General features: G+C 37.7%; 20 protein-coding genes. 5 read left to right on the top strand and 15 right to left on the bottom strand.

Features of this window, described 5'->3' with window-relative positions; all coding sequences use genetic code 11:
• Window positions 1–128: 128 nt before the first annotated feature.
• The 11 genes from MWU78_RS19075 to MWU78_RS19025 form a co-directional block, all read right to left on the bottom strand.
• Window positions 129–515 (bottom strand): hypothetical protein, encoded by a 387-nt coding sequence (locus tag MWU78_RS19075; protein ID WP_247000775.1) that lies wholly within the window; start codon window positions 513–515, stop codon window positions 129–131.
• Window positions 516–780: 265 nt separating this feature from the next.
• The gene (locus MWU78_RS19070; protein WP_247000773.1) at window positions 781–1,302 is read right to left on the bottom strand and encodes a 5'(3')-deoxyribonucleotidase; all 522 of its coding nucleotides are present in this window, start codon (window positions 1,300–1,302) and stop codon (window positions 781–783) included.
• Between the two features lie 192 nt (window positions 1,303–1,494).
• Window positions 1,495–1,731, bottom strand: a complete 237-nt coding sequence (locus MWU78_RS19065) for a DUF6095 family protein (RefSeq protein ID WP_247000771.1) — start codon at window positions 1,729–1,731, stop codon at window positions 1,495–1,497.
• Window positions 1,732–1,766: 35 nt separating this feature from the next.
• Window positions 1,767–2,600 carry a DUF4249 family protein gene (locus MWU78_RS19060; RefSeq protein ID WP_247000769.1) on the bottom strand — a complete coding sequence of 278 codons (834 nt, stop codon included), beginning with the start codon at window positions 2,598–2,600 and terminating at the stop codon, window positions 1,767–1,769.
• Between the two features lie 4 nt (window positions 2,601–2,604).
• On the bottom strand, window positions 2,605–4,980 hold the full coding sequence (locus tag MWU78_RS19055; protein WP_247000767.1) for a TonB-dependent receptor: 2,376 nt from the start codon (window positions 4,978–4,980) through the stop codon (window positions 2,605–2,607).
• Window positions 4,981–5,101: 121 nt separating this feature from the next.
• Window positions 5,102–7,321, bottom strand: coding sequence for an NADP-dependent isocitrate dehydrogenase (locus tag MWU78_RS19050; protein ID WP_247000765.1), 2,220 nt, complete (start codon window positions 7,319–7,321; stop codon window positions 5,102–5,104).
• Between the two features lie 688 nt (window positions 7,322–8,009).
• A complete protein-coding gene (gene rplS, locus MWU78_RS19045) occupies window positions 8,010–8,360 on the bottom strand; it encodes a 50S ribosomal protein L19 (protein ID WP_103440983.1) in 351 nt (116 codons plus the stop codon).
• A 246-nt stretch (window positions 8,361–8,606) separates the two neighbouring features.
• Complete coding sequence (trmD, locus tag MWU78_RS19040) at window positions 8,607–9,284, bottom strand: tRNA (guanosine(37)-N1)-methyltransferase TrmD (protein WP_247000763.1); 678 nt, start codon at window positions 9,282–9,284, stop codon at window positions 8,607–8,609.
• A 348-nt stretch (window positions 9,285–9,632) separates the two neighbouring features.
• Entirely contained in the window at window positions 9,633–10,253 is a 621-nt protein-coding gene (locus MWU78_RS19035; protein ID WP_247000761.1) for a tRNA (guanine-N1)-methyltransferase, read from the bottom strand.
• A gap of 145 nt (window positions 10,254–10,398) precedes the next feature.
• Window positions 10,399–11,847 (bottom strand): glyceraldehyde-3-phosphate dehydrogenase, encoded by a 1,449-nt coding sequence (locus MWU78_RS19030; protein ID WP_247000759.1) that lies wholly within the window; start codon window positions 11,845–11,847, stop codon window positions 10,399–10,401.
• A gap of 115 nt (window positions 11,848–11,962) precedes the next feature.
• Window positions 11,963–13,357, bottom strand: coding sequence for a trypsin-like peptidase domain-containing protein (locus MWU78_RS19025; RefSeq protein WP_247000757.1), 1,395 nt, complete (start codon window positions 13,355–13,357; stop codon window positions 11,963–11,965).
• Between the two features lie 126 nt (window positions 13,358–13,483).
• On the opposite strand from MWU78_RS19025, the gene dapF reads away from it, so the two are divergent.
• From dapF to MWU78_RS19005, 4 genes are all read left to right on the top strand, one after another.
• Window positions 13,484–14,266: a diaminopimelate epimerase gene (gene dapF, locus MWU78_RS19020; RefSeq protein ID WP_247000755.1), complete on the top strand. Its 783-nt coding sequence runs from the start codon at window positions 13,484–13,486 to the stop codon at window positions 14,264–14,266.
• The gene (locus MWU78_RS19015; protein WP_247000753.1) at window positions 14,253–14,777 is read left to right on the top strand and encodes a GNAT family protein; all 525 of its coding nucleotides are present in this window, start codon (window positions 14,253–14,255) and stop codon (window positions 14,775–14,777) included. Before dapF ends, MWU78_RS19015 begins: the two co-directional genes overlap by 14 nt.
• Entirely contained in the window at window positions 14,777–15,820 is a 1,044-nt protein-coding gene (mltG, locus tag MWU78_RS19010; protein ID WP_247000751.1) for an endolytic transglycosylase MltG, read from the top strand. The genes MWU78_RS19015 and mltG overlap by 1 nt, the downstream gene beginning before the upstream one ends.
• A 156-nt stretch (window positions 15,821–15,976) precedes the next feature.
• On the top strand, window positions 15,977–16,606 hold the full coding sequence (locus MWU78_RS19005; RefSeq protein ID WP_247000749.1) for a hypothetical protein: 630 nt from the start codon (window positions 15,977–15,979) through the stop codon (window positions 16,604–16,606).
• 53 nt (window positions 16,607–16,659) lie between these two features.
• Here the strand turns inward: MWU78_RS19005 and MWU78_RS19000 are convergent, their stop codons facing one another.
• Genes MWU78_RS19000 through dnaA form a run of 3 tightly spaced genes read right to left on the bottom strand, consistent with a single transcriptional unit; the run spans window position 16,660 to window position 19,289 of the window.
• Complete coding sequence (locus tag MWU78_RS19000; protein WP_247000747.1) at window positions 16,660–17,382, bottom strand: SAM-dependent methyltransferase; 723 nt, start codon at window positions 17,380–17,382, stop codon at window positions 16,660–16,662.
• A 10-nt stretch (window positions 17,383–17,392) separates the two neighbouring features.
• On the bottom strand, window positions 17,393–17,851 hold the full coding sequence (locus MWU78_RS18995; RefSeq protein WP_247000745.1) for a low molecular weight protein-tyrosine-phosphatase: 459 nt from the start codon (window positions 17,849–17,851) through the stop codon (window positions 17,393–17,395).
• Window positions 17,852–17,864: 13 nt separating this feature from the next.
• Window positions 17,865–19,289 (bottom strand): chromosomal replication initiator protein DnaA, encoded by a 1,425-nt coding sequence (gene dnaA / locus MWU78_RS18990; RefSeq protein ID WP_103440993.1) that lies wholly within the window; start codon window positions 19,287–19,289, stop codon window positions 17,865–17,867.
• 199 nt (window positions 19,290–19,488) lie between these two features.
• Between dnaA and MWU78_RS18985 the strand changes: the two genes are divergently transcribed.
• A complete protein-coding gene (locus tag MWU78_RS18985) occupies window positions 19,489–19,887 on the top strand; it encodes a thioesterase family protein (RefSeq protein ID WP_247000743.1) in 399 nt (132 codons plus the stop codon).
• Here MWU78_RS18985 and MWU78_RS18980 read toward each other — a convergent pair.
• On the bottom strand, window positions 19,876–20,487 hold the full coding sequence (locus tag MWU78_RS18980) for a YigZ family protein (RefSeq protein WP_247000741.1): 612 nt from the start codon (window positions 20,485–20,487) through the stop codon (window positions 19,876–19,878). The two genes, MWU78_RS18985 and MWU78_RS18980, sit on opposite strands and share 12 nt — an antisense overlap.
• Window positions 20,488–20,495 lie beyond the last annotated feature (8 nt).

Below are 20,495 nucleotides of genomic sequence, written 5' to 3'. Positions count from 1 at the left end.
GCCATTGTTTGGCATGTCCCTTTTGCTCCCAGTCCTTAAAATCGCTCATATAATTTTTGTACTGTCGCTGGAGCTTCTTGCCGTTTACCCCGAAGAGAGACCCCAGTTGTTGGCCGCTCAGGGCCGTATTATCCGTTGATCTCTTTTAAAAAAGCAGCGAACTCCTTTGACATGCGGGTCCCCTGTGCGATAAAGTCCTCCCAATCACGGCTTACCTTGGTCCACTTTCCATCCACCAGGACATCCCAGCGCCTGCGCTTGAGGCTCAAGCTGACCAAATTGCTGCGGATCGGATAATCATCGATGACCCTGGGCTCCATAAAGCCACTGGCCTTAAAGGTGTGATCTTTGTAACGCTCCGGCACCTGCTTTTTCTCCTCCAGAAATACAGTCAACCGATTGTCGTACAAGGGATTCTTTATAGGCTTTTGTTCAAAGCCGACGATATCAAAAAAGTCGAGTAATCCCTCTGGTAAAAATAAGCTCAATAACGATAAATCGGTTCCTTTGTCCATCCATTAAATTTAAAGCGCAAAGAAATAAATTATTCACTTTAGACCCAAGTTTTATTCTTGATCCGTTTTACTTGTAACGGTAGGCTGCCTTAATTGGTTCATTGATAAATTGTTACATTGAACAATTATTACGTTTCAAAATCTCCAAATTGTTATATTTTCAAATTAACCAATTGTTGCATTAATTCATTTGTACATTAAGCAATCGGTACATTGTTACATTAAACAATTGTCACATTTCCTATATCCTAGGAACTTTAAACACTTACAACAGTAATTTTCTTACCTCCAACCAATTGTCGGCACGTTCATATCCTGTGGTGTGTATATTATGAGGGGAGGTAAACAGTATTTTTCTTCCCTTGAAATGTTCCAGGTTGTAACTGCGGTCATCAATTAAAATATCTCCGGAAAGAATATGCTTACTACCACAGAGAATACGATTTCTCCAATGTATAAAAGGAAAATGTTCATCCAACCAATCACTTTTCTCCCTTAATGAATTGGGATACTCCATAGCGGCAGAGGCTACGTAAAGATCATATTTCAAAGAGAGTTCCTTTATAACCTCTTTGCTGTCCTTGATCGGCTCCAGTGTTCTGAAAAATCCATCTGTCCTAGCATGGTTTCTTACGCTAAGTTGTCGTTCCTCGGGAACACTTTGCCAAACCTCCCGGCCCATGCAGTCCAATTCGGTAAGGTTTTCATTAAATTCCGCATTGTAAAGTGCTATGTGTGCGATATACGCATCGGCAAACACCTCGTCCATATCTACAAATAAGGTCATTGAATTAATTTTTAAATACGAAAATAACCATTTTCCTTGGAAGATCGGAACGATTAATATTAGGTTATAATTTGATAAAGAAAAGGATTAATTAACTATGAATGGGGTATTGGAATACTTTTGCACTGAACTTCAAACTAGTCTGGGTAAAAAAAGAGGTGTAAGCCTTATGGTATAAAGGGTATGCAAAAACTAATCTTGTTTGTTGTCCTTGTTGAACAGGGCATCCATAATTAATTTCATACTATAAAAGCCAAGGCTAATGGCGGCAACTGCCAATATTAGACCAATAATCAGGACAGGCCAATAAAGGGGATGACCTTGATTTTTAAAGGCCTGATAAATTACTACAGGGGCCGTAAACATGAGGGCAATGGTATAGGCTATATATTTTAGTCCTTTTAATAATAGTGCTTTGTTTGTTCTCATAGGTTTCATTTTGGGGACTTTACTATATAAATGGATTATTTTTTTATCAAAAGGGTATCCGAAAAAGTCTGGCACACGGCAAAATATCCCAAAGCGAAAGGAGTTTCACTTCCAATAGAACTATCACTATTGCCGGTAATATTAATAATATTTCCCTTAACTGTGGTTGCAGGAGTACTAAATGGTCCAGTGTCAGGTCCACTCTGAGAAATTAATTGATTCATATAATTAAAAAAATCCTTATCTATCCCTAATATACTAATTATGACTTCCCTTTCGTCCTCTATCTTGCTGTCATAAAAAAACGAAAACTGAAATCGCTTGCCCTGATAAAATTCATCTTCGGTGACCAAATACTCACCAAAATCAAAATCGAACAAATAAAAATCATCCCGTTCACCATTATCGGTAAAGGTAACAACTACTTCTGTTTCATCGTTCCCAAAAAGGGTAGTTGTTCCTTGTTCCAAGGATTCTATGGGAACAGCTGGCACATATTTGGTTTTGGCCGAATAGGTTTGACTGTTATGCTTAATATGGAGTTCTAGATTTCCTTGGGTCAACTCATTCAAATCCCATTCGTTTTCATAGACACCAGTACCTGGAATAGATTCTATTAAGATTAATTCAGCCTCTGATTCGGTATTCCTTAGGGTGATTTCCTGCAGTTGGGTTGGTTGCACCTCTTCAAAGAACGAACTGGTCAAACTGGCCTTTATTTGGACCAATACCGATGGGTTATCCATATCTTCCAATTTGATCAAAGCATCAATTACCAATCTTGGCTCCTCGGTAGGTAGGTCTACCTCGATTACATCCTGACAACCAAAAGTCAAAAAACAAACAATTAAAAATAAGATGTTCTTCATGTTATTAGAATTTGAAGTTATAGGTGGCAGCAGGTACAAATCCAAAAATTGAGGTTCGGACCGCTTCATTTACCCCAGTGTCCCCATTGCGACTAAATCCGATCGAAGCTGCATTTCTTCTATTATAAAGGTTATATATACTAAAAACCCATTCGGCTTTAAGCTTTCTTCCCTTGTTTTTCCTTGGTGTAAGTGTTGCCGAAAAATCTATCCTGTGATAAGCGGGCAATCGCTGCTTATTTCTTAGCCCATAATAAGGCACAGCTAAATTTTGGAATTCGAATTGGCCTATTGGATAATTGGTGGGTTGGCCGGTCTGAAATACAAAATTACTATTAAAACTCCACTTTTCATTCAATTCATAATTTACAAATAGAGAAATGTCGTGGGTTTTATCGTAGGGAGTGTTGTACCAATTTCCTGAATTAATCCCGGTCTCCGATGCATTTCTGCCTGGGGTCCTTTGTTCCGACCTGGAAAGGGTATATGCCAGCCAACCTTGGAACCTACCTTGGTTTTTTCTTAAAAGCAACTCTAGTCCATAAGCCCTGGCTTCGCCGTTCAGGATAACCTGCTCTATTGCATCGTTCGCAATTAAATTGGCGCCATCTATATAGTCTATACGGTTTTGAATGTCCTTATAAAAAACTTCTGTTTCCAAGGAATAGTCCCCGTTTTTTAAGTTTTTAAAATAACCCAATGCGTATTGATCCAATAATTGTGGTTTTACAAACGACCCGCTTGGAGTCCAAACATCCAGAGGGGTAGGGGAACTTGTATTGGAAAGCAGGTGTAGATATTGTGTCAATCTTGTGTAACTAGCTTTTATGGAATTATCTGGGTTAAGTGTATAGGCCAATGCCAAACGGGGCTCCAGATTATTAAAGGTCGCTAATTTCTCACTGCGTTTCGGGTACATAACGCTTACCGGATCAGCTTCTTTATATATTTGCAGGAAGGGGTCATAATAAACTGGATTGTTATTTTCATAGACATTGAGTTCATCCTGTCCGAAGCGTATGAAATTACTGAGACGTAATCCGTACTGTAAGCTTAATTTTTCAGTAATGTCCTGTTCAATATCTATATATATGGCGAATTCATTGGCATATTTTTGAATCAATTGATTTTCAATAATTCCCGATTCCGAATCACTGGGTTCAATTTTTCCTGGATTAAAGCGATAATAAATATTGTTGATGCCGTAATTTATTTGAAAAGTATTGCTCAAATAATGTTTGAAATCGTATTTCAGATTAAAGTTTTGAATTCCCGAATTCCATTTAAAGCCAACAAAATCCAGTTTTAATCCGTAGTAATAGTCAGAATATATTAAAGACAGATTAGAGAACAGTTTGTCCGAGAATAAATGGTTCCACCTGAAATTAAGTACGGCATTACCATAGGTGTTCACAAAGCTATCACTTATGCTAAAGACATCCCTGCCAAAATATCCAGACAAATAAATATTGTTACGCGTATCTAGCTTGAAGTTTAATTTCGTATTTAAATCGTAGAAATACGCCGTATTATCTATGTCGAAAAGCGGAAGAAACAAATGGGCGTAGGATGCCCTGCCACCGATAAGAAAGGCGGCTTGGTCCTTAATTATGGGGCCCTCTACCAAAAGTCTACTTGCAACAGCACCAATGCCACCGTTAACTTTTAATTCTTTGCTATTACCTTCTTTTTGAAAAATCTCCAATACCGAGGAAAGCCTACCGCCATAACGGGAGGGGATACCCCCTTTGAATAATTTTACATCCTTTATGGCGTCCGGGTTGAAAACTGAGAAAAAACCGAATAGATGGGAGGAATTGAAAATGGTAGCCTCGTCCAATAGAATTAAATTTTGGTCTACAGCGCCTCCCCTTACATTGAATCCTGAGGCCCCTTCACCGGCATTGCTTACTCCTGGGAGAAGGAGAATGGACTTAATAATATCTGCTTCCCCTAGTATAACCGGTATTTTTTTTATGGTTTCTGCAGAAAGGGAGTTAACGCTCATTTGGGGTTTGCGAATATTCAATTTTTCCACATCTTCCGTTACGATAACTTCCTCCAATTGCTCAGCAACTTCAAGTAATTGAAAGTTTATTTTCTGATTTACGGAAAGGTCAATATTTTTGATAATATCTTGGTAGCCCAACGAGCTTATTTGAATCTCATAATTTCCTTTAGGTAAAGTAATGGAATAGAAGCCGTATTCATTGGTAATAACACCGGTATTTAATGAAGGCACCGCAACTGTGACTCCTATCAGTGTTTCGTTACTGGATATTTCAGTAATTGTACCGCTGAGTGTAAACCGTTCCTGGGAAAATGTATTTATGGAAAATATCAGTAAAATATATAAAGGCAGATTAAGATTCTTTCCCATTTAGAGCAATTTTCCCTAAAAGTATTGATAATTTTCTTGTTGAAAAAAAGTTTGTAATTACATAAAACCAAAAGGCCTTTTCAATTTATGAAAAGGCCTTGGAAATAAAGGAAAAATATGTTTATATGGTTTCCAAAATGGAATTGAATGTTTTACTTGGTCTCATGGCCCGACTTAAAAGATCGGCATCCGGCAAATAATAACCTCCAATATTGACGGGTGCTCCTTGTGCATCATTCAACTGTTTCAATATTTCATCCTTTTTATTGGAAAGTTTTTCGGCAATAGGGGTGAAAATTGATTTGAGTTCTTGGTCTTTATTTTGTTGAGCCAAGGCATTTGCCCAATAAAGAGCCAAATAAAAATGACTTCCCCTATTGTCCAGTTCGCCGACTTTTCTTGAAGGGGAGTTGTCGTTTTCCAAAAACTGTTCCGTAGCCTTGTCCAGGGCATCGGCAAGGACCATTGCTTGTTTATTGCTGTTTCTTTCGCCAAAAAATTCCAAAGAAACGCCAAGGGCCAAAAATTCACCTAAAGAGTCCCACCTTAAGTGGCCTTCGGATAAAAACTGTTCCACGTGCTTGGGAGCGGAGCCACCAGCACCTGTTTCAAATAGTCCGCCACCGTTCATAAGGGGTACAATGGATAACATTTTAGCACTGGTACCCACTTCTAAAATGGGGAAAAGATCGGTTAAGTAGTCTCTTAAGACATTACCGGAAACCGATATGGTATCCTTACCGTCCTTTAATCTTTTCAATGTAAAGACCGTCGCTTTTTCTGGAGACATTATTCTTATATCCAATCCAGTAGTGTCATGATGGGCCAAATAGGTATTTACCTTTTTAATTAATTCAATATCATGTGCCCTATTCTTGTCCAACCAAAAAATGGCAGGTATATTGGTGGCTCTGGCCCTGGAAACGGCAAGTTTAACCCAGTCTTGGATAGGTGCATCCTTTGCCTGACACATTCTCCAAATATCTCCGTCCTCTACATTGTGCTCAATTAGAACATTGCCGGAGTCAGTGTCCACTACGGAAACCTTACCCTTAGCTTTAATTTCAAAAGTTTTGTCATGGGAACCATATTCCTCGGCTTTTTGGGCCATTAATCCTATATTGGGTACTGTCCCCATGGTAGTAGGGTCAAAGGCGCCATGTTTTTTACAGAAGTTGATAGTCTCGGTATAAATTCCGGCATAACTACTATCCGGGATTACAGCTTTGGTATCTTGAGCTTTTCCATCGGAATTCCACATTTTACCAGAATTACGTATCATAGCCGGCATTGAAGCATCAATAATGATATCACTGGGAACATGTAGGTTGGTAATACCCTTTTCCGAATTGACCATTGCCAATGCTGGACCTTTTTTAATGGTATCCTGAATATCCGACTCTATTTCCTGTCTTTCCGAATCGGGAAGACTCTTTATTTTTTTTAGTAAATTTTCTAGGCCATCATTGGCATTGATACCAATTCTGTCAAATGTGCTACTGTGTTTTTTGAATACTTCGGCAAAAAATACTTTTACCGCATGGCCGAATATGATGGGATCCGAAACCTTCATCATGGTAGCTTTCAAATGCATGGAAAACAAAACCCCTTTCTCATTGGCATCATTTACCTGCTCTTGTAGGAATGCTATTAGGGCATTTTTGCTCAGTACAGTAGCATCTATTATTTCGCCTTCAAGAAGTTTAATATTTTCCTTTAGCAAAGTCTTGGATCCATCTGCTTTAGTGAGTTCTATATTTACGGAGGTAGCTGCCTCTAGGGTAACAGATTTCTCGTTGGATTTAAAATCGCCATGGGTCATGGTAGCCACATGTGTTTTGGAATCTGCACTCCATGCACCCATGGAATGCGGGTGTTTCTTGGCGTAATTCTTGACAGCTCTTGGAGCTCTACGGTCGGAATTCCCTTCGCGTAAAACAGGATTTACGGCGCTTCCTTTTATTTTGTCATACCTAGACTTAATATCCTTCTCAACATCATTTTTAGGATTATCCGGATAGCTTGGAATGTTATATCCCTTACTTTGTAATTCTGCTATGGCCTCGTTTAACTGAGGAGCGGATGCGCTTACATTTGGAAGTTTTATAATGTTGGTTTCAGGCATTTTTGCCAAATTCCCCAATTCTACCAAATCGTCCGAAATTTGCTGTTCCTTTTTTAAGTATTCTGGAAACACAGCAATTATTCTACCTGCTAGGGAAATATCCTTAAGTTGGACATCTATTCCAGCTGTTTTTGTAAATGCCTTAATAATGGGTAGAAATGATTGTGTTGCTAATGCAGGGGCTTCGTCTGTTTTGGTATATAAAATTTTTGGCATTATAATTAAGATTTTTAAGTTTAAGCGGAGCAAATATACAATTTTAAAAATGCCAAATAAACATGGAATGGATCTATTATTGCCTAAATGATATGTAGAAAAGCAGGGAAGGTAATATTCTTTATATTGAAGTTGAAATTATATCAAAAATAAAAGCCATATCATTGTAAAATTACCTTGATATGGCTTTCTAGAAATAGTTTACAAACTTGTTGTTCTGCTTATTACAAAACGGCAACCATTGATTGCATTTGCGTCGCTATTTCAACGTTTGAAACATTTCGTACTTAATCATTCAACTAAGTAACAAAGATATTTCTCCTCAATGTTTAAATATTTGGTATTCTTAACGTACAACCTAGATCTTACATTAGCAATATCAAAATATTTACAATCCCATTGACTTACTGAAGCAAATAAATGGTTTGATTGCAGTTTATAATGTTAAACACTATAAAAGGACTAATAACAATGAGATAAAGAACGTAAACTTTATGTGACATTCATTAATCCGTGTAACGAATTACCAGCCACATCTTAAAAATAGAAAAATTTTAATTAATAAGCAAGTTTTGTAAGAAATTTATTATCAACACCTTGTGAACTTTTGTTTTGAACAATTGTTTATAAATGAAAAAGCACCCTATGGCCAAAGGCAAGGGTGCTTTTTCTATATTCAGTATGCTTTTTAAGAGCGAACCTCTTTAATTCTAGCTTTTTTACCAGTAAGACCTCTAAAGTAGAAAATACGTGATCTACGTACTTTACCTTTTTTGTTGACCTCTATCTTTTGCAAAGCAGGCATATTAATTGGGAATATACGCTCTACACCAACGGTACCGGACATTTTACGTATTGTAAAAGTTTCTGTTGCACCTGTTCCTCTTCTTTGAATAACAACACCTTTAAAAAACTGTGTTCTTGTTTTTTCACCTTCCTTAATTTCATAGTACACCGTTATAGTGTCTCCTGCTGAAAATTTTGGAAAATCTTTTTTCGGAATAAATTCGTTTTCTACAAATTTTAATAACTCTTCCATTGTATTTAATTATTGTTTACTTAGACCAACTTTCACGATTATCGTCAGAGGTTGATTTAATGGAGTGCAAAAATAATACATTATTATTAATCCACAAGTGATTATGTGATTTTTATGTTTAATATCCAACAAAAATAGTCAGCTCTTTTTTTGTTTATTTATCACCGTCTGCGGGGATCAAATTTTTTTTAAACGTTTATCAATAAAGCCTTTATATTATTTTGGTCAATAATTTTAGTGGAACAACTATTCATTTAGCAGATCGGGACGAAGCTTCTCCGTTCTTTTGTATGCCTCGTCTTCACGCCACTTCTCTATCTTTGGAAAGTTTCCGCTCAATAGTATATCGGGGACTTTATTGCCTTTGTATTCAGCAGGTCTGGTGTATACCGGTGGGGCAAGCAAATTATCCTGAAATGTGTCCGTTAGGGCAGAGGTTTCGTTGTTCAACACTCCCGGGATTAGTCGTATAACCGTATCGCATAATACTGCTGCACCCAATTCGCCCCCAGACAAAACGTAATCGCCAATAGATATTTCCTTGGTAATAAACAAATCCCTTACCCGCTGGTCCACTCCCTTGTAATGGCCACAAAGAATAATGACATTATTTAACAAAGACAGCCCATTGGCCATCTTTTGATTCAAAGTTTTCCCGTCCGGGGTCATATAAATTACCTCATCATATTCTCGCTGGCTTTTTAATGTGGAAATACATTTGTCAATAGGCTCGATCATCAAAACCATGCCGGCACCACCTCCAAATTGGTAATCATCTACCTGGTTGTAACTTTTATCCGTATAATCCCTCAAATTATGCATGTGTATTTCAACAATGCCTTTTTCTATGGCCCTTTTTAGAATGGACGCTTCAAATGGGCTCTTAAGTAATTCTGGTAATACGGTAATTATATCTATTCGCATGGGTAAAATCAATAACAATTAATGCTTTTTCAGGGCGGGTTCAAAAGTAGTAAAATTAGCCGCAATCCCATTCATTTTTAAAACCTACCTATCCTTTTTTGGATACTATGGTCAAGGGCTATAAATAATAGAATGCACTATTCATATGAATCAACCAAATTATGATTTTATGTTAAGGGTGATAATGATAGTCAACTGCGAAAAAAGTGAACGCTAAATTTTATTGTTGATTAAAAATGGTAGAATTAACCCATTAGCGCATATTTTGCAAAGTGCAGTTATGGTCTATGGTGTTCCCTTCGTTTGTTTTAATTTAATAAAAAAGCTCCCAAAAAGGAGCTTTTTATATTATTTGGATTTTTTGTGCTTATTGATTTCGTCCTGAAGCTGCCTGCTAATTTTTTGTTCCCTTTCCAATGCCCTTCTTCGGTGGTCCTCATATTCCGTTTCAACCTCTGCAAGTGTTGATTTAGCTTCTTGTGTAAGAATATTGCTATTTCTAAATTTGTATATAAAAAATAACAGAAACAGCAGTAAGCCAGCGATTATGGTCCAAAGGATAAAATTGTAAGTGCTTTTGGCAACCAGAATTCCTAAGAATGACATGCTATCTTTTTCCTCGGTCACGGAGGATAGATTATTGGTGGTCTCTTCCAATTTTTTATTAAGCGATTCAATTGTTGCAACATGACCTGCAATGGTACCGTTGAGTTCATTCACCTTTTTATTGAAGGCATTAATGGAATCCAGTACGTTCTGCCTTAATTTGGCCAAATTAAATTCTTTTACAACCTCATATCTTACACCGTCGGCTCTATAATTGCCGGATTTTTTGGAGATATATTCAAATTGGGAGCTAATAGGGCCTTCGTCCAAGGAAAGTTTATCATCCTCATCGGATTCCTGTGCAAAGTGTAGGTTAAATGACAATAGAGCCATTACGATAAAGAGTATTCTCGAAATTTTCATTTATGTAATTCTTATTGTTAATAATGATTTAGAGAGGGCTAAAGTACTTCAATATTCCCATAATTAAAAAAAAATGGATTAGAACGTAGCAATGGCTTAATAGAATAACCAACTATTTTACAATTTATTATGTTCACCTAAAATTTTAGTAATATGTATACCTGCGAACTTTGGCTATGTACTTTGCAAGACGTATTACTTGATGTGAATATCCAAATTCATTATCATACCAGATGTAAAGTACTAAATTATTTCCGTCTTCCGAAACTATGGTTGCCGTGCTGTCATATATAGCGGGTGCGGATGTGCCAACAATGTCTGTTGAAACCAATTCATTGCTTAGGGAATATTTTATTTGTTCCACCAAATCGCCTTCCAGGGCATATTTTTTAACTATGGTGTTCAATGCTGCTTTTGAAGTTTTGTTTATTATCTCCAAATTTAAAATCGCCAAAGAACCATTGGGCACTGGTACCCTAATGGCATTTGATGTCAATTTGCCGGCCAACTTGGGAAGGGCCTTGGCAACAGCCTTTCCTGCACCTGTTTCCGTAATGACCATATTGAGAGCAGCCGCTCTACCTCGTCTATATTTTCCGTGCATATTGTCTACCAAATTTTGGTCATTGGTGTATGCGTGAATGGTTTCAATGTGTCCTTTTTTTATTCCCAAAGAATCATCCACTACCTTTAATATAGGGGTTATGGCATTTGTGGTGCACGAGGCGGCAGAAAATATTTTTATAGTGTCCGGGTCAAATTCGGTGTGATTAACCCCATGAACAACATTGGGGATTTCCTTCCCGGGGGCGGTAAGAAGCACTTGATCACTCCCTTTGGATTTTAGATGGCGACTCAAGGCTTCTTTGTCCCTAAAGGCTCCTGTGTTATCAATGATCAGGGCATTGGTAATTCCGTATTGTGTATAGTCGATATCCTCCGGACATTCCGCATTAATTATATGTACGGTAGTGCCGTTAATGGACATGGCTTTGTTTTTATAGTCGATGTCCACAGTTCCCATAAATTGTCCGTGAACGGAATCGGTCCTTAATAAATTAGCTCTCTTTTCCAAAATTTCCGGCGTAATGGCGCCGCGTGTAACAATAGCTCTTAGTCTCAACTGATTCCCTTTGCCTGTTTTCGCCATTAATTCACGTGCCAATAATCTGCCAATTCTTCCAAAACCATATAGCACCACATCTTTGGGTATTATTTCCTCCCTGGAATTGGCACTTTTCAGCTTGTCGATGACAAATTCCTTTACATCATTATATATATTGTCCTCAGAATGATATTCATAAGTGAGTTTTCCGATGTCCAATTTGGAAGGAGGTAATTGTATGTCGTTAATAGTTCTCAATATTTCGACTGAATCGAAAATCGAAATTGGTTTTTGAACAAATTCGCCTGCATACTCATGCAGGTTTATAATGTCGCTCACGTTCTTGTCAATAACCTGATTTTTAAATAGTACTATTTCAATGGATTTGTCGTACCATAAATCACTGGCAATTTTTATGAATTCGGTTGTTGCCTTTCGTCTGTCCGATTGGAAGGCCAATTCCTTTTCATATAATTTTGTAGGGCTCATAGGTTTTTGTGGATTTGTTGGATTTAGAGTAAAATTATTGATTTCAAACGTTTTCGTAAAAAATAAAAGCATAAAAAAAGCGCCCCGATCGGGGCGCTCTATTAAACTGTTGGTATTATTGAATTATCAATCGCTCTTTTTCACCTTTTTTATTCAACATGGTAATACTTGCTCTATCATACCTAGAGATTTTGCCAAACTTGTTTTTGGCATCCTGTATATTGTTTATTTCCTCATCCCCAAAAGAAAGCAAAACTTTTCCTTCAAAACCATAATTTCTATACGTTTCAGGGACTCCAATAATTTTAACACCTTTCTTGGTCTTAAAAGTTTTTTTCTCATCTTCTGTCAAGTTCTTAACCTCAAAGCCCAATACAGGGATAATTATGGTTTGCCTTTCCTTAAGCATAACAGGGAACTCCATGCGCTCCTCACCACGTAATACGGTGACCAAAAGTTCGTCTCCCGGTCTTTTGGAAGATATATATCCTATTAGGTCTGCGAATTTGTGAATTTCAACATTGTCGATGTTTTTTATAATATCACCCTCTTTTAAATCGGCATCAAATGCGCCCGAGTCTTCCTCAATACCGGCTATATAAACCCCATCAATTTCGTTAATGCCATTTTCCACGGCATAAGGACTATTCATTGGGACGGTATTAATACCTAAGATACCTTTTTGTACATTGCCATATTCCATAATGTCCTCCACCACTTTTTTAGCGATATTACTGGGTACCGCAAAGGAATATCCCACATAGGAACCTGTTTGGGAGGTGATTGCAGTGTTGATGCCAATAAGGTCACCATTGGTGTTTACCAAGGCACCGCCACTGTTTCCCGGGTTTACTGCGGCATCAGTTTGTATAAACGATTGATCTAAACTGGCCAATGCCCTAGCTTTTGCACTAACGATACCAGCTGTAACCGTAGAAGTTAAATTAAATGGATTCCCAACAGCTAGGACCCATTCTCCTATTTTTGTATTGTCCGAATCTCCAAAAGCCAAATAAGGCAATTGTCGATCCACATTGATCTTTATCAGGGCAATATCAGAATTAGGGTCGGTTCCTATAAGCTCCGCATTATAGGTCTTATTATTATTTAAAGTTACCTGCAGTTGATCGGCATTGGAGATTACGTGGTTATTGGTCACAATATAGCCGTCCTGTGAGATGATAACTCCAGAACCGGTACCCACCTGAGGTGTTTGACTACCACTGTAACCGTAGAAGTACTCCATAATGCTGGAGGGACCTTTGCTCACGGTAACATTTTTAACGTGTACCACTGCATTTACCGTATTCTGCGCAGCCATGGTAAAATCTACCTCGTTAATACCTGAACCCTTGGCAGAGGTTGGAGTGTAGCTAGATGTAATCATCTTCGCCCCGTTTTCTTGCTGAATTACTGCGTAATTAGGTTTCTCTAAAAAAAGTTTGTAAGCACCTAAAGTAATAGCACCTGCAAAAACAGAGACCAATAATAAACTTCCAAATTTCTTCATAAAGACATTTTTTTAATTTGCTCTTGTAAAATTAACATAATTCCATAGCAATTATTTGGCTTTAACGAGTTTTTAACTGATAAATAAACCTTAATAAAATTATATCTTTGCCGTATAAATTACGATATGCTATTAAATTTTTATAAATACCAAGGTACGGGAAATGACTTTGTGATGATCGATAATCGCCAGGATGTGTTTCCAAAGGACAATGTTAAACTAGTCTCATTTTTATGTGATAGAAGGTTTGGCATAGGGGCCGATGGACTTATTTTATTGGAGAATGATGAGACAACAGATTTTAAAATGGTCTACTATAATTCAGACGGTAGGCAAAGTACCATGTGTGGCAACGGAGGTAGGTGCATCGTAGCCTTTGCCAATTATTTGGGGATTGTGGATAAAAACACCTCATTCATGGCGGTAGACGGACTTCATAATGCTACCATAGAAAATGGAATTGTTGGATTGGAAATGCAGAATGTAAATGAAATAAAGGAAAAAGCCAATTCCTTGTTTTTAAATACGGGTTCTCCCCACCACGTGCAGTTGGTAGAGGGTCTTAAAGATTTTGATGTTCGTAAGGAAGGTGAAAAGCTGCGCTACGGGCTATATGGCGAGCAAGGCAGTAATATTAACTTTGTGGGTCAGGCCAGTGAGGATACCTTTAATGTTAGGACCTATGAACGTGGAGTGGAGGATGAAACCTTATCCTGTGGAACAGGGGTTACTGCAGTTGCCCTGGCAATGAACCATTCTGGTAAAACCAAAAGTAATATTGTAAAAATAGTAACTCCAGGTGGCAATCTGGAAGTGAAATTTCAAAACAATGAAAATGGGTATGACAATATATGGTTGACTGGTCCTGCGCAACTTGTCTTTAAAGGAGGGATAGATGTTGAGTCTTAAAGGTGAACAGATATATTTAAGAGGTTTGGAGCCGGAAGATTTGGATTTTCTATATCAATTGGAGAACGATCCTGGAATATGGGAAATAAGTGGGACCACTACGCCTTATTCCAAACATGTATTAAAACTTTATCTGGAAAATGTGCATAAGGACATTTATGAGGTAAAGCAATTGCGGTTGTGCATTTGCAATCGAGAAGGGACTGTGCTTGGTTTAATTGATTTATTTGATTTTGATCCAAAGAATTTAAGGGTAGGTATGGGAATTATTGTGAGTAGCAAAGGTGAAAGAAATAAAGGTGTTGGTGCTGAAGCTATTGATATACTTTCCAAATATACCTTTTCCGTATTGGGTATGAGACAGATTTACGCAAATGTATTGGAGGATAATGCTCCCAGTATACATTTATTTTCTAAACTGGGATTCGAAAAAGTTGGGATAAAAAAGGATTGGATTTACTCCGGCGGTACTTTTAAAAATGAAATCTTGTTTCAAAAGATATATAGCTAATGTATATAAAGAAAATTTTACTGATTATTGTTATTGCAGGAATGTTGGTCGGGGGTGCCTTCGCCTATATGGTTTACAGCGCCTTTTTTATTCCAAATACCCAATTTAGCAATGAGGTGGCCTATGTCTATATCCCTTCGGATTCAAACTTTGAACAAGTAAAGGAGATTATGGAGCCTCTTTTGGAGGATTTGAACACTTTTGAATCCGCTGCCGATAAAAAGGGCTATAGTGCCAATGTAAAGGCTGGCAAATATGCCATAAAAAAGGGGATGAGCAATAACGATATTGTAAATTCCTTGCGAAGTGGCAATATCCCTGTCAAGGTTGCTTTTAACAATCAGGAAACCTTGGCAGATTTGGCGGGTAGGATATCTATTCAGATTGAAGCGGATAGTACAACTTTGGCAAAAAGCTTTATGGACCAAGAATTTTTAAGTACCAAGGGTTTTAATGATAAGACCGCACTGTCCATGTACATCCCCAACAGTTATGAGTTTTTTTGGGATACTTCCGCTGAGGGATTTAGGGAAAGGATGTTTAAGGAATATACTAGGTTCTGGACCGATGATCGCCAAGCAAAGGCGAAATCTTTAGGCTTAACTTCCTCTGAGGTGATTACCTTAGCCTCCATTGTACATAAGGAGACTGCAAAGGTAGATGAAAGACCAAGGGTAGCCGGGGTATATCTTAACCGATTGGGAACAGGAATGATGCTTCAGGCAGATCCCACTGTAATCTATGCCATAAAACGGCATACAGGTAATTTTGACACTGTTATAAAAAGGGTGTTGTATAAGGATTTGGAATTGGACTCTCCCTATAATACTTACAAGGTTGCTGGTTTGCCTCCTGGGCCTATCGCCATGCCCGATATTTCCGCCATAGATGCTGTTTTAAATCCAGAAAAGCACGGGTATTTTTACTTTGTTGCCAATGTGGAAAACTTTGGTTATCACAAGTTTGCGAAGACATTGGCGCAACATAACCGCAATAAAGAGCAGTATGTCCGGTGGATAAATAGTCAAAAGATCAATAGGTAGGCCAATGGTCCTTATTTGTGTGTCATTTATCCAATATTTATAACATTTTGTACAAAGTTGCGTTAAAATGGGTCTGTTTATAAAAATCGGGCATATCTTTGTAAAGTGAAATTTAAGCAAACCCTTTTTGGTTGTAAGTCTTAAGAAAACAAATATATGAGAAAGTGGACAAGTTATTTGTTCCCCGTTATCATGATTTTTATTCTTGTTAGTTATGGGTTTAAACCAGTTAAAATGGTCATTCCCGAAGCTTTTAGAGTAAACGGACCTACCGAAGTTTTGTATCCCAAACACAAAATTAATTTAACAACGACTATGGCTGCGCCACCCTTTTTAGGAACATCCTACAATGGGTTTAAAGAGGCATTAGCCTTTAAGGAATCTCAAGGAAATTATTTTATTACCAATGCACTGGGTTATTTAGGAAAGTATCAATTTGGTATTGGTACACTGGAATTGCTAGGTGTTTACAATGCTACATTATTTCTAAACGATCCAGTTCTACAGGAAAGGGTATTTCATACCAACCTTTCCAGGAATAAATGGATATTGAGAAGGGATATTAAACGTTTTGTTGGCGTGGTAATAAATGGACAGGAGATTACGGAATCGGGTATATTGGCTGCTGCACATTTGGCAGGAGCGGGGAATGTAAAAAAGTACTTACGGTCTTATGGGGAATTAAATGTGGATGATGACTTTGGTTCATCGGTTTCGTATTACATCAGAAAATTCTCTGGTTACGACATATCCCATGTAACGCCCAAAAGAAATCCAAGAATATAGAGAGTTTATAAATATGAAAATGGAAAGACCCTAGCAATATTGTTAGGGTTTTTTTATGCGTGAATTATAAAAATAGTGGGTCTCTTATGTAGGTCAACGGTGGTTTTTTGCCAATCCGCCACTTTTTTGGTCGCGATAAATTCTGTAGGCAAGGTAATGTCGCAGGCAATGCAAACCAATGTTTGTGGGGAAAGAGATTTTATTAATTCAGTTAGCAGTTTGTCGTTTCTATAGGGTGTTTCAATAAAAATTTGAGATTGATCGTTGTCTCTGGACAATTTCTCGAACTTCTTGATGCTTTTTTTTCTTTCTCCAGACTCTATGGGCAAATATCCATTAAAGGCAAAGCTTTGGCCATTTAAACCACTGGCCATAAGCGCCAATAGAATAGAGGAGGGGCCTACCAAAGGAACTACCTGTATTCCCTTTTCATGTGCAATACGAACAATGTCGGCACCTGGATCTGCTATTCCTGGGCAACCGGCTTCCGATAATATACCTACATTATATCCTTCAAAGCAAGGGTCTAAAAAAGTTGGAAGAATTTCTGGCTCGGTAAATTTGTTGAGTAGGTTAATGTGTAAACCAGGCTGTGATTTTTTAGAACTTATTTTTTTTATAAAGTGCCTAGCAGTTTTTTCATTTTCTACTATGTAATGGTCAATATTTTCAATAGTCCTTTTAATGGATATAGGTAATACCTCCAAGGGTTCATTGTCGCCTAAGGTGGTTGGGATTAAATATAGTTTTCCAATATTGCCCATTGTTTGGTCCATAGGTATTACATTATTTATGCATTAAATCCTTGGCAATGATGTTGCATGCCGAATCTATTAAGTGATAAACTTCCTCAAAACCATCATCACCTCCATAATAGGGGTCTGGGACTTCTTTGTTGATTATATCTGATTTATGAAGTAATAAATTCACTTTTGCTATTTCGTTCTTGTTTTTGGCGAGGGCAATTACGTTTTCATAATTACTTCTGTCCATTGCAAAAATCAGGTCAAAGTCGTTAAAATCGTTGTAGGTGAATTGCCTACAACGTTGCAGGCTAATATCGATCCCGTATCTTTTTGCTATTGATATAGAGCGATTATCCGGTTTCTTTCCAATATGATAACTAGCGGTGCCAGCTGAATCTACATAAAAAGATTCCTCATCCAGTTTACTTTTTAGAATACCTTCGGCCAATGGCGACCTACATATATTCCCTAAGCAGACCATAAGGACTTTGGTTCTCATGTTTAAGTAAATATTAAGAAAACTTTTTTGTTAAGTCGTCTATGTATTTCCGGAACTGTTTGTCTGTTTCTGCAAGGTTGTCAACAGTTTTGCAAGCGTGCAATACTGTGGCGTGGTCTCTTTTTCCAATTTGGGACCCAATACTAGCCAATGATGCTTTGGTGAATTTTTTAGCAAAGAACATGGCCAATTGCCTGGCTTGTACAATATGCCTTTTTCTGGTTTTGGACTGTAGTGTGGCCACATCCATTTCGAAATAGTCGGAAACTACTTTTTGAATATAATCTATGGATACTTCCCTTTTGGTATTCTTTACGAATTTCTCCACAACCAATTGGGCCAATTCAAGAGTAACTTCTTTCTTGTTGAAGGAAGACTGGGCAATTAGTGAAATTATGGCCCCTTCCAATTCCCGAATATTTGTTTTTATGTGTTTGGCAACATAGTCTATAATATCTTCGGGCATTTCTACGCCATCACGATACAATTTATTTTTTAGGATCGAAATCCTTGTTTCGTAGTCAGGTGTTTGAAGCTCTGCTGATAATCCCCATTTAAAACGGGATAGCAAACGCTGTTCTATATCCTGCATATCTACGGGTGCCTTGTCCGAAGTTAAAATTACCTGCTTGCCATTTTGGTGCAAGTGATTAAAAATGTGGAAGAAAACATCTTGGGTTCCTGACTTTCCCGACAAAAATTGCACGTCATCAATAATAAGCACATCGATCAATTGGTAGAAATGAATAAAATCGTTTCTAGTATTCTTCTTTACCGATTCTATATATTGTTGGGTAAACTTTTCGGCAGAGATATATAGTACAGTCCTTTCAGGGTATTTATCCTTTATCTCGACACCTATTGCATGTGCCAAATGTGTTTTTCCCAAACCTACCCCGCCAAAAACCAATAAAGGGTTAAAAGAGGTTCCACCTGGTTTGTTGGCAACGGCCATACCCGCCGATCTGGCCAATCTATTGGAATCACCTTCCAAGAAATTGTCGAAATTGTAACTCGGATTTAATTGGGATTCAATTTTTATGTTTCTTATTCCTGGAATTACAAAGGGATTCTTTAATTCCGGGTTTTTTGATTTTATGGCGACGTCCAATTCTTGGGGCTCTACATGAGACCTATTGGAACTCGGTATTTTTTCTGTAAAAGGCTCACGATTGCCATAGGTGTTTTCCATTTTAATGATGTACACCAATTTGGCGGTCTCACCCAATTCCTTGGTGAGTGCTACTTTTAATAGTTTAACGTAGTGTTCTTCCAGCCATTCATAAAAGAATTTACTAGGAACTTGAATGCTCAAGGCATTATCGGAAAGTTTAACAGGTTTTATTGGTTCGAACCAAGTTTTGAATGCCTGCGGTTGGATATTGTCTTTAATAAAGCCCAAACAGTGGTTCCATACGGACGTTGCAGTAACACTCATTTTTAATGTTTTCTTTTTTTTGGTTAGTGTAAATTACTGATGATATTCAGCCAGGTTAATTGGGATTATCAAGTAGGCAAATATGTGAACAAATATTCTAAAAAAAAAATTCAAACAGGTTGAATTTTCCCTTTTTTTTCCTCATGTTGTACCACAATATATTAACACTTTTAAATATAAAGGTTTTACACGGAATAACATGGATTTTAATGAATTTTCTTTTAGGGTTAGATACGGCGAAACAGATCAAATGGGAGTGGTATATCATGGGAATTACCCGCAATACTTGGAGATGGGAAGGGTGGAGTGGCTAAGGTCCATGGGCATTTCCTACAAAACGATGGAGGAAAACGGAATAATGTTGCCTGTAATTTCCTTAAATATTATATACAGGAAATCAGCAGTTTATGATGACCTGTTAACCGTTAAGACCTTTATTAGAAAGAGGCCAATGGTTAGAATAGAATTTGACTATGAGATACGCAATGAGGCCAAGGAATTGTTGATAGAGGCTAATACCGTTTTGGCATTTATAGACATGAAAACGAATAAGCCCATAAAATGTCCGAGCTACATCTTGGATAATCTAAATATCTAGTTTTTTTATTTTCACTGGATACATGGCAGAAAAAATATTTTCTGTAAGATGAGCGTCGTTTTTTCTAACTGATATTTCAATTGCGCAATCCATTTCCATTTTTTGGGTGGTTATCTCCATTTGATGTTGTTTAATGGTTCTCATAACCTTGTCCATTTCGGCATATTCAAAAGAAAGCAAATATCTTTGCTGCAATGTCTTTTCTATTATCTGAGCAGAATCGAGAGCCATTTGCGCTCCAGTCCTATATGCGGAGATTAATCCTCCGACCCCTAACTTGGTGCCGCCAAAAATACGTGCCACGGCAACAAGGACATTCGTGACTCCAAACGACTGTATTTGGCCATAGATTGGCATACCTGCTGAGTTATTGGGCTCCCCGTCGTCATTCGCCCTGTAGTTGACATCCTCAAACCCTAATTGCCAAGCGTAGCAAACATGGTTGGCGGTGTGGTGTAATTTCTTCAATTCGTCAATTATAGGCTTTACATCTTCCTCCACCCTAATTGGGAAAGCATATCCGAAAAATTTGCTTTTACGTTCTTTGAATAAAATCTCCTCAGAGGGCGATTCCAAGGTTTTGTAGGTATCAGACTCCATATTGTTCA

Origin of the sequence: Arenibacter sp. F26102, assembly GCF_023015865.1 — a bacterium.
Classification (GTDB): domain Bacteria; phylum Bacteroidota; class Bacteroidia; order Flavobacteriales; family Flavobacteriaceae; genus Arenibacter.
Note: the sequence above shows the minus strand (reverse complement) of the source record. Positions and strands in the feature narration are given on the sequence as shown.

What these genes read in the sequence shown, in the direction of transcription:
- MWU78_RS19075 (WP_247000775.1), bottom strand. Translation starts at nt 515, where the DNA reads ATGGACAAAGGAACCGATTTATCGTTATTGAGCTTATTTTTACCAGAG.
- MWU78_RS19070 (WP_247000773.1), bottom strand. Translation starts at nt 1,302, where the DNA reads ATGACCTTATTTGTAGATATGGACGAGGTGTTTGCCGATGCGTATATC.
- MWU78_RS19065 (WP_247000771.1), bottom strand. Translation starts at nt 1,731, where the DNA reads ATGAGAACAAACAAAGCACTATTATTAAAAGGACTAAAATATATAGCC.
- MWU78_RS19060 (WP_247000769.1), bottom strand. Translation starts at nt 2,600, where the DNA reads ATGAAGAACATCTTATTTTTAATTGTTTGTTTTTTGACTTTTGGTTGT.
- MWU78_RS19055 (WP_247000767.1), bottom strand. Translation starts at nt 4,980, where the DNA reads ATGGGAAAGAATCTTAATCTGCCTTTATATATTTTACTGATATTTTCC.
- MWU78_RS19050 (WP_247000765.1), bottom strand. Translation starts at nt 7,321, where the DNA reads ATGCCAAAAATTTTATATACCAAAACAGACGAAGCCCCTGCATTAGCA.
- rplS (WP_103440983.1), bottom strand. Translation starts at nt 8,360, where the DNA reads ATGGAAGAGTTATTAAAATTTGTAGAAAACGAATTTATTCCGAAAAAA.
- trmD (WP_247000763.1), bottom strand. Translation starts at nt 9,284, where the DNA reads ATGCGAATAGATATAATTACCGTATTACCAGAATTACTTAAGAGCCCA.
- MWU78_RS19035 (WP_247000761.1), bottom strand. Translation starts at nt 10,253, where the DNA reads ATGAAAATTTCGAGAATACTCTTTATCGTAATGGCTCTATTGTCATTT.
- MWU78_RS19030 (WP_247000759.1), bottom strand. Translation starts at nt 11,847, where the DNA reads ATGAGCCCTACAAAATTATATGAAAAGGAATTGGCCTTCCAATCGGAC.
- MWU78_RS19025 (WP_247000757.1), bottom strand. Translation starts at nt 13,357, where the DNA reads ATGAAGAAATTTGGAAGTTTATTATTGGTCTCTGTTTTTGCAGGTGCT.
- dapF (WP_247000755.1), top strand. Translation starts at nt 13,484, where the DNA reads ATGCTATTAAATTTTTATAAATACCAAGGTACGGGAAATGACTTTGTG.
- MWU78_RS19015 (WP_247000753.1), top strand. Translation starts at nt 14,253, where the DNA reads ATGTTGAGTCTTAAAGGTGAACAGATATATTTAAGAGGTTTGGAGCCG.
- mltG (WP_247000751.1), top strand. Translation starts at nt 14,777, where the DNA reads ATGTATATAAAGAAAATTTTACTGATTATTGTTATTGCAGGAATGTTG.
- MWU78_RS19005 (WP_247000749.1), top strand. Translation starts at nt 15,977, where the DNA reads ATGAGAAAGTGGACAAGTTATTTGTTCCCCGTTATCATGATTTTTATT.
- MWU78_RS19000 (WP_247000747.1), bottom strand. Translation starts at nt 17,382, where the DNA reads ATGGACCAAACAATGGGCAATATTGGAAAACTATATTTAATCCCAACC.
- MWU78_RS18995 (WP_247000745.1), bottom strand. Translation starts at nt 17,851, where the DNA reads ATGAGAACCAAAGTCCTTATGGTCTGCTTAGGGAATATATGTAGGTCG.
- dnaA (WP_103440993.1), bottom strand. Translation starts at nt 19,289, where the DNA reads ATGAGTGTTACTGCAACGTCCGTATGGAACCACTGTTTGGGCTTTATT.
- MWU78_RS18985 (WP_247000743.1), top strand. Translation starts at nt 19,489, where the DNA reads ATGGATTTTAATGAATTTTCTTTTAGGGTTAGATACGGCGAAACAGAT.
- MWU78_RS18980 (WP_247000741.1), bottom strand. Translation starts at nt 20,487, where the DNA reads ATGGAGTCTGATACCTACAAAACCTTGGAATCGCCCTCTGAGGAGATT.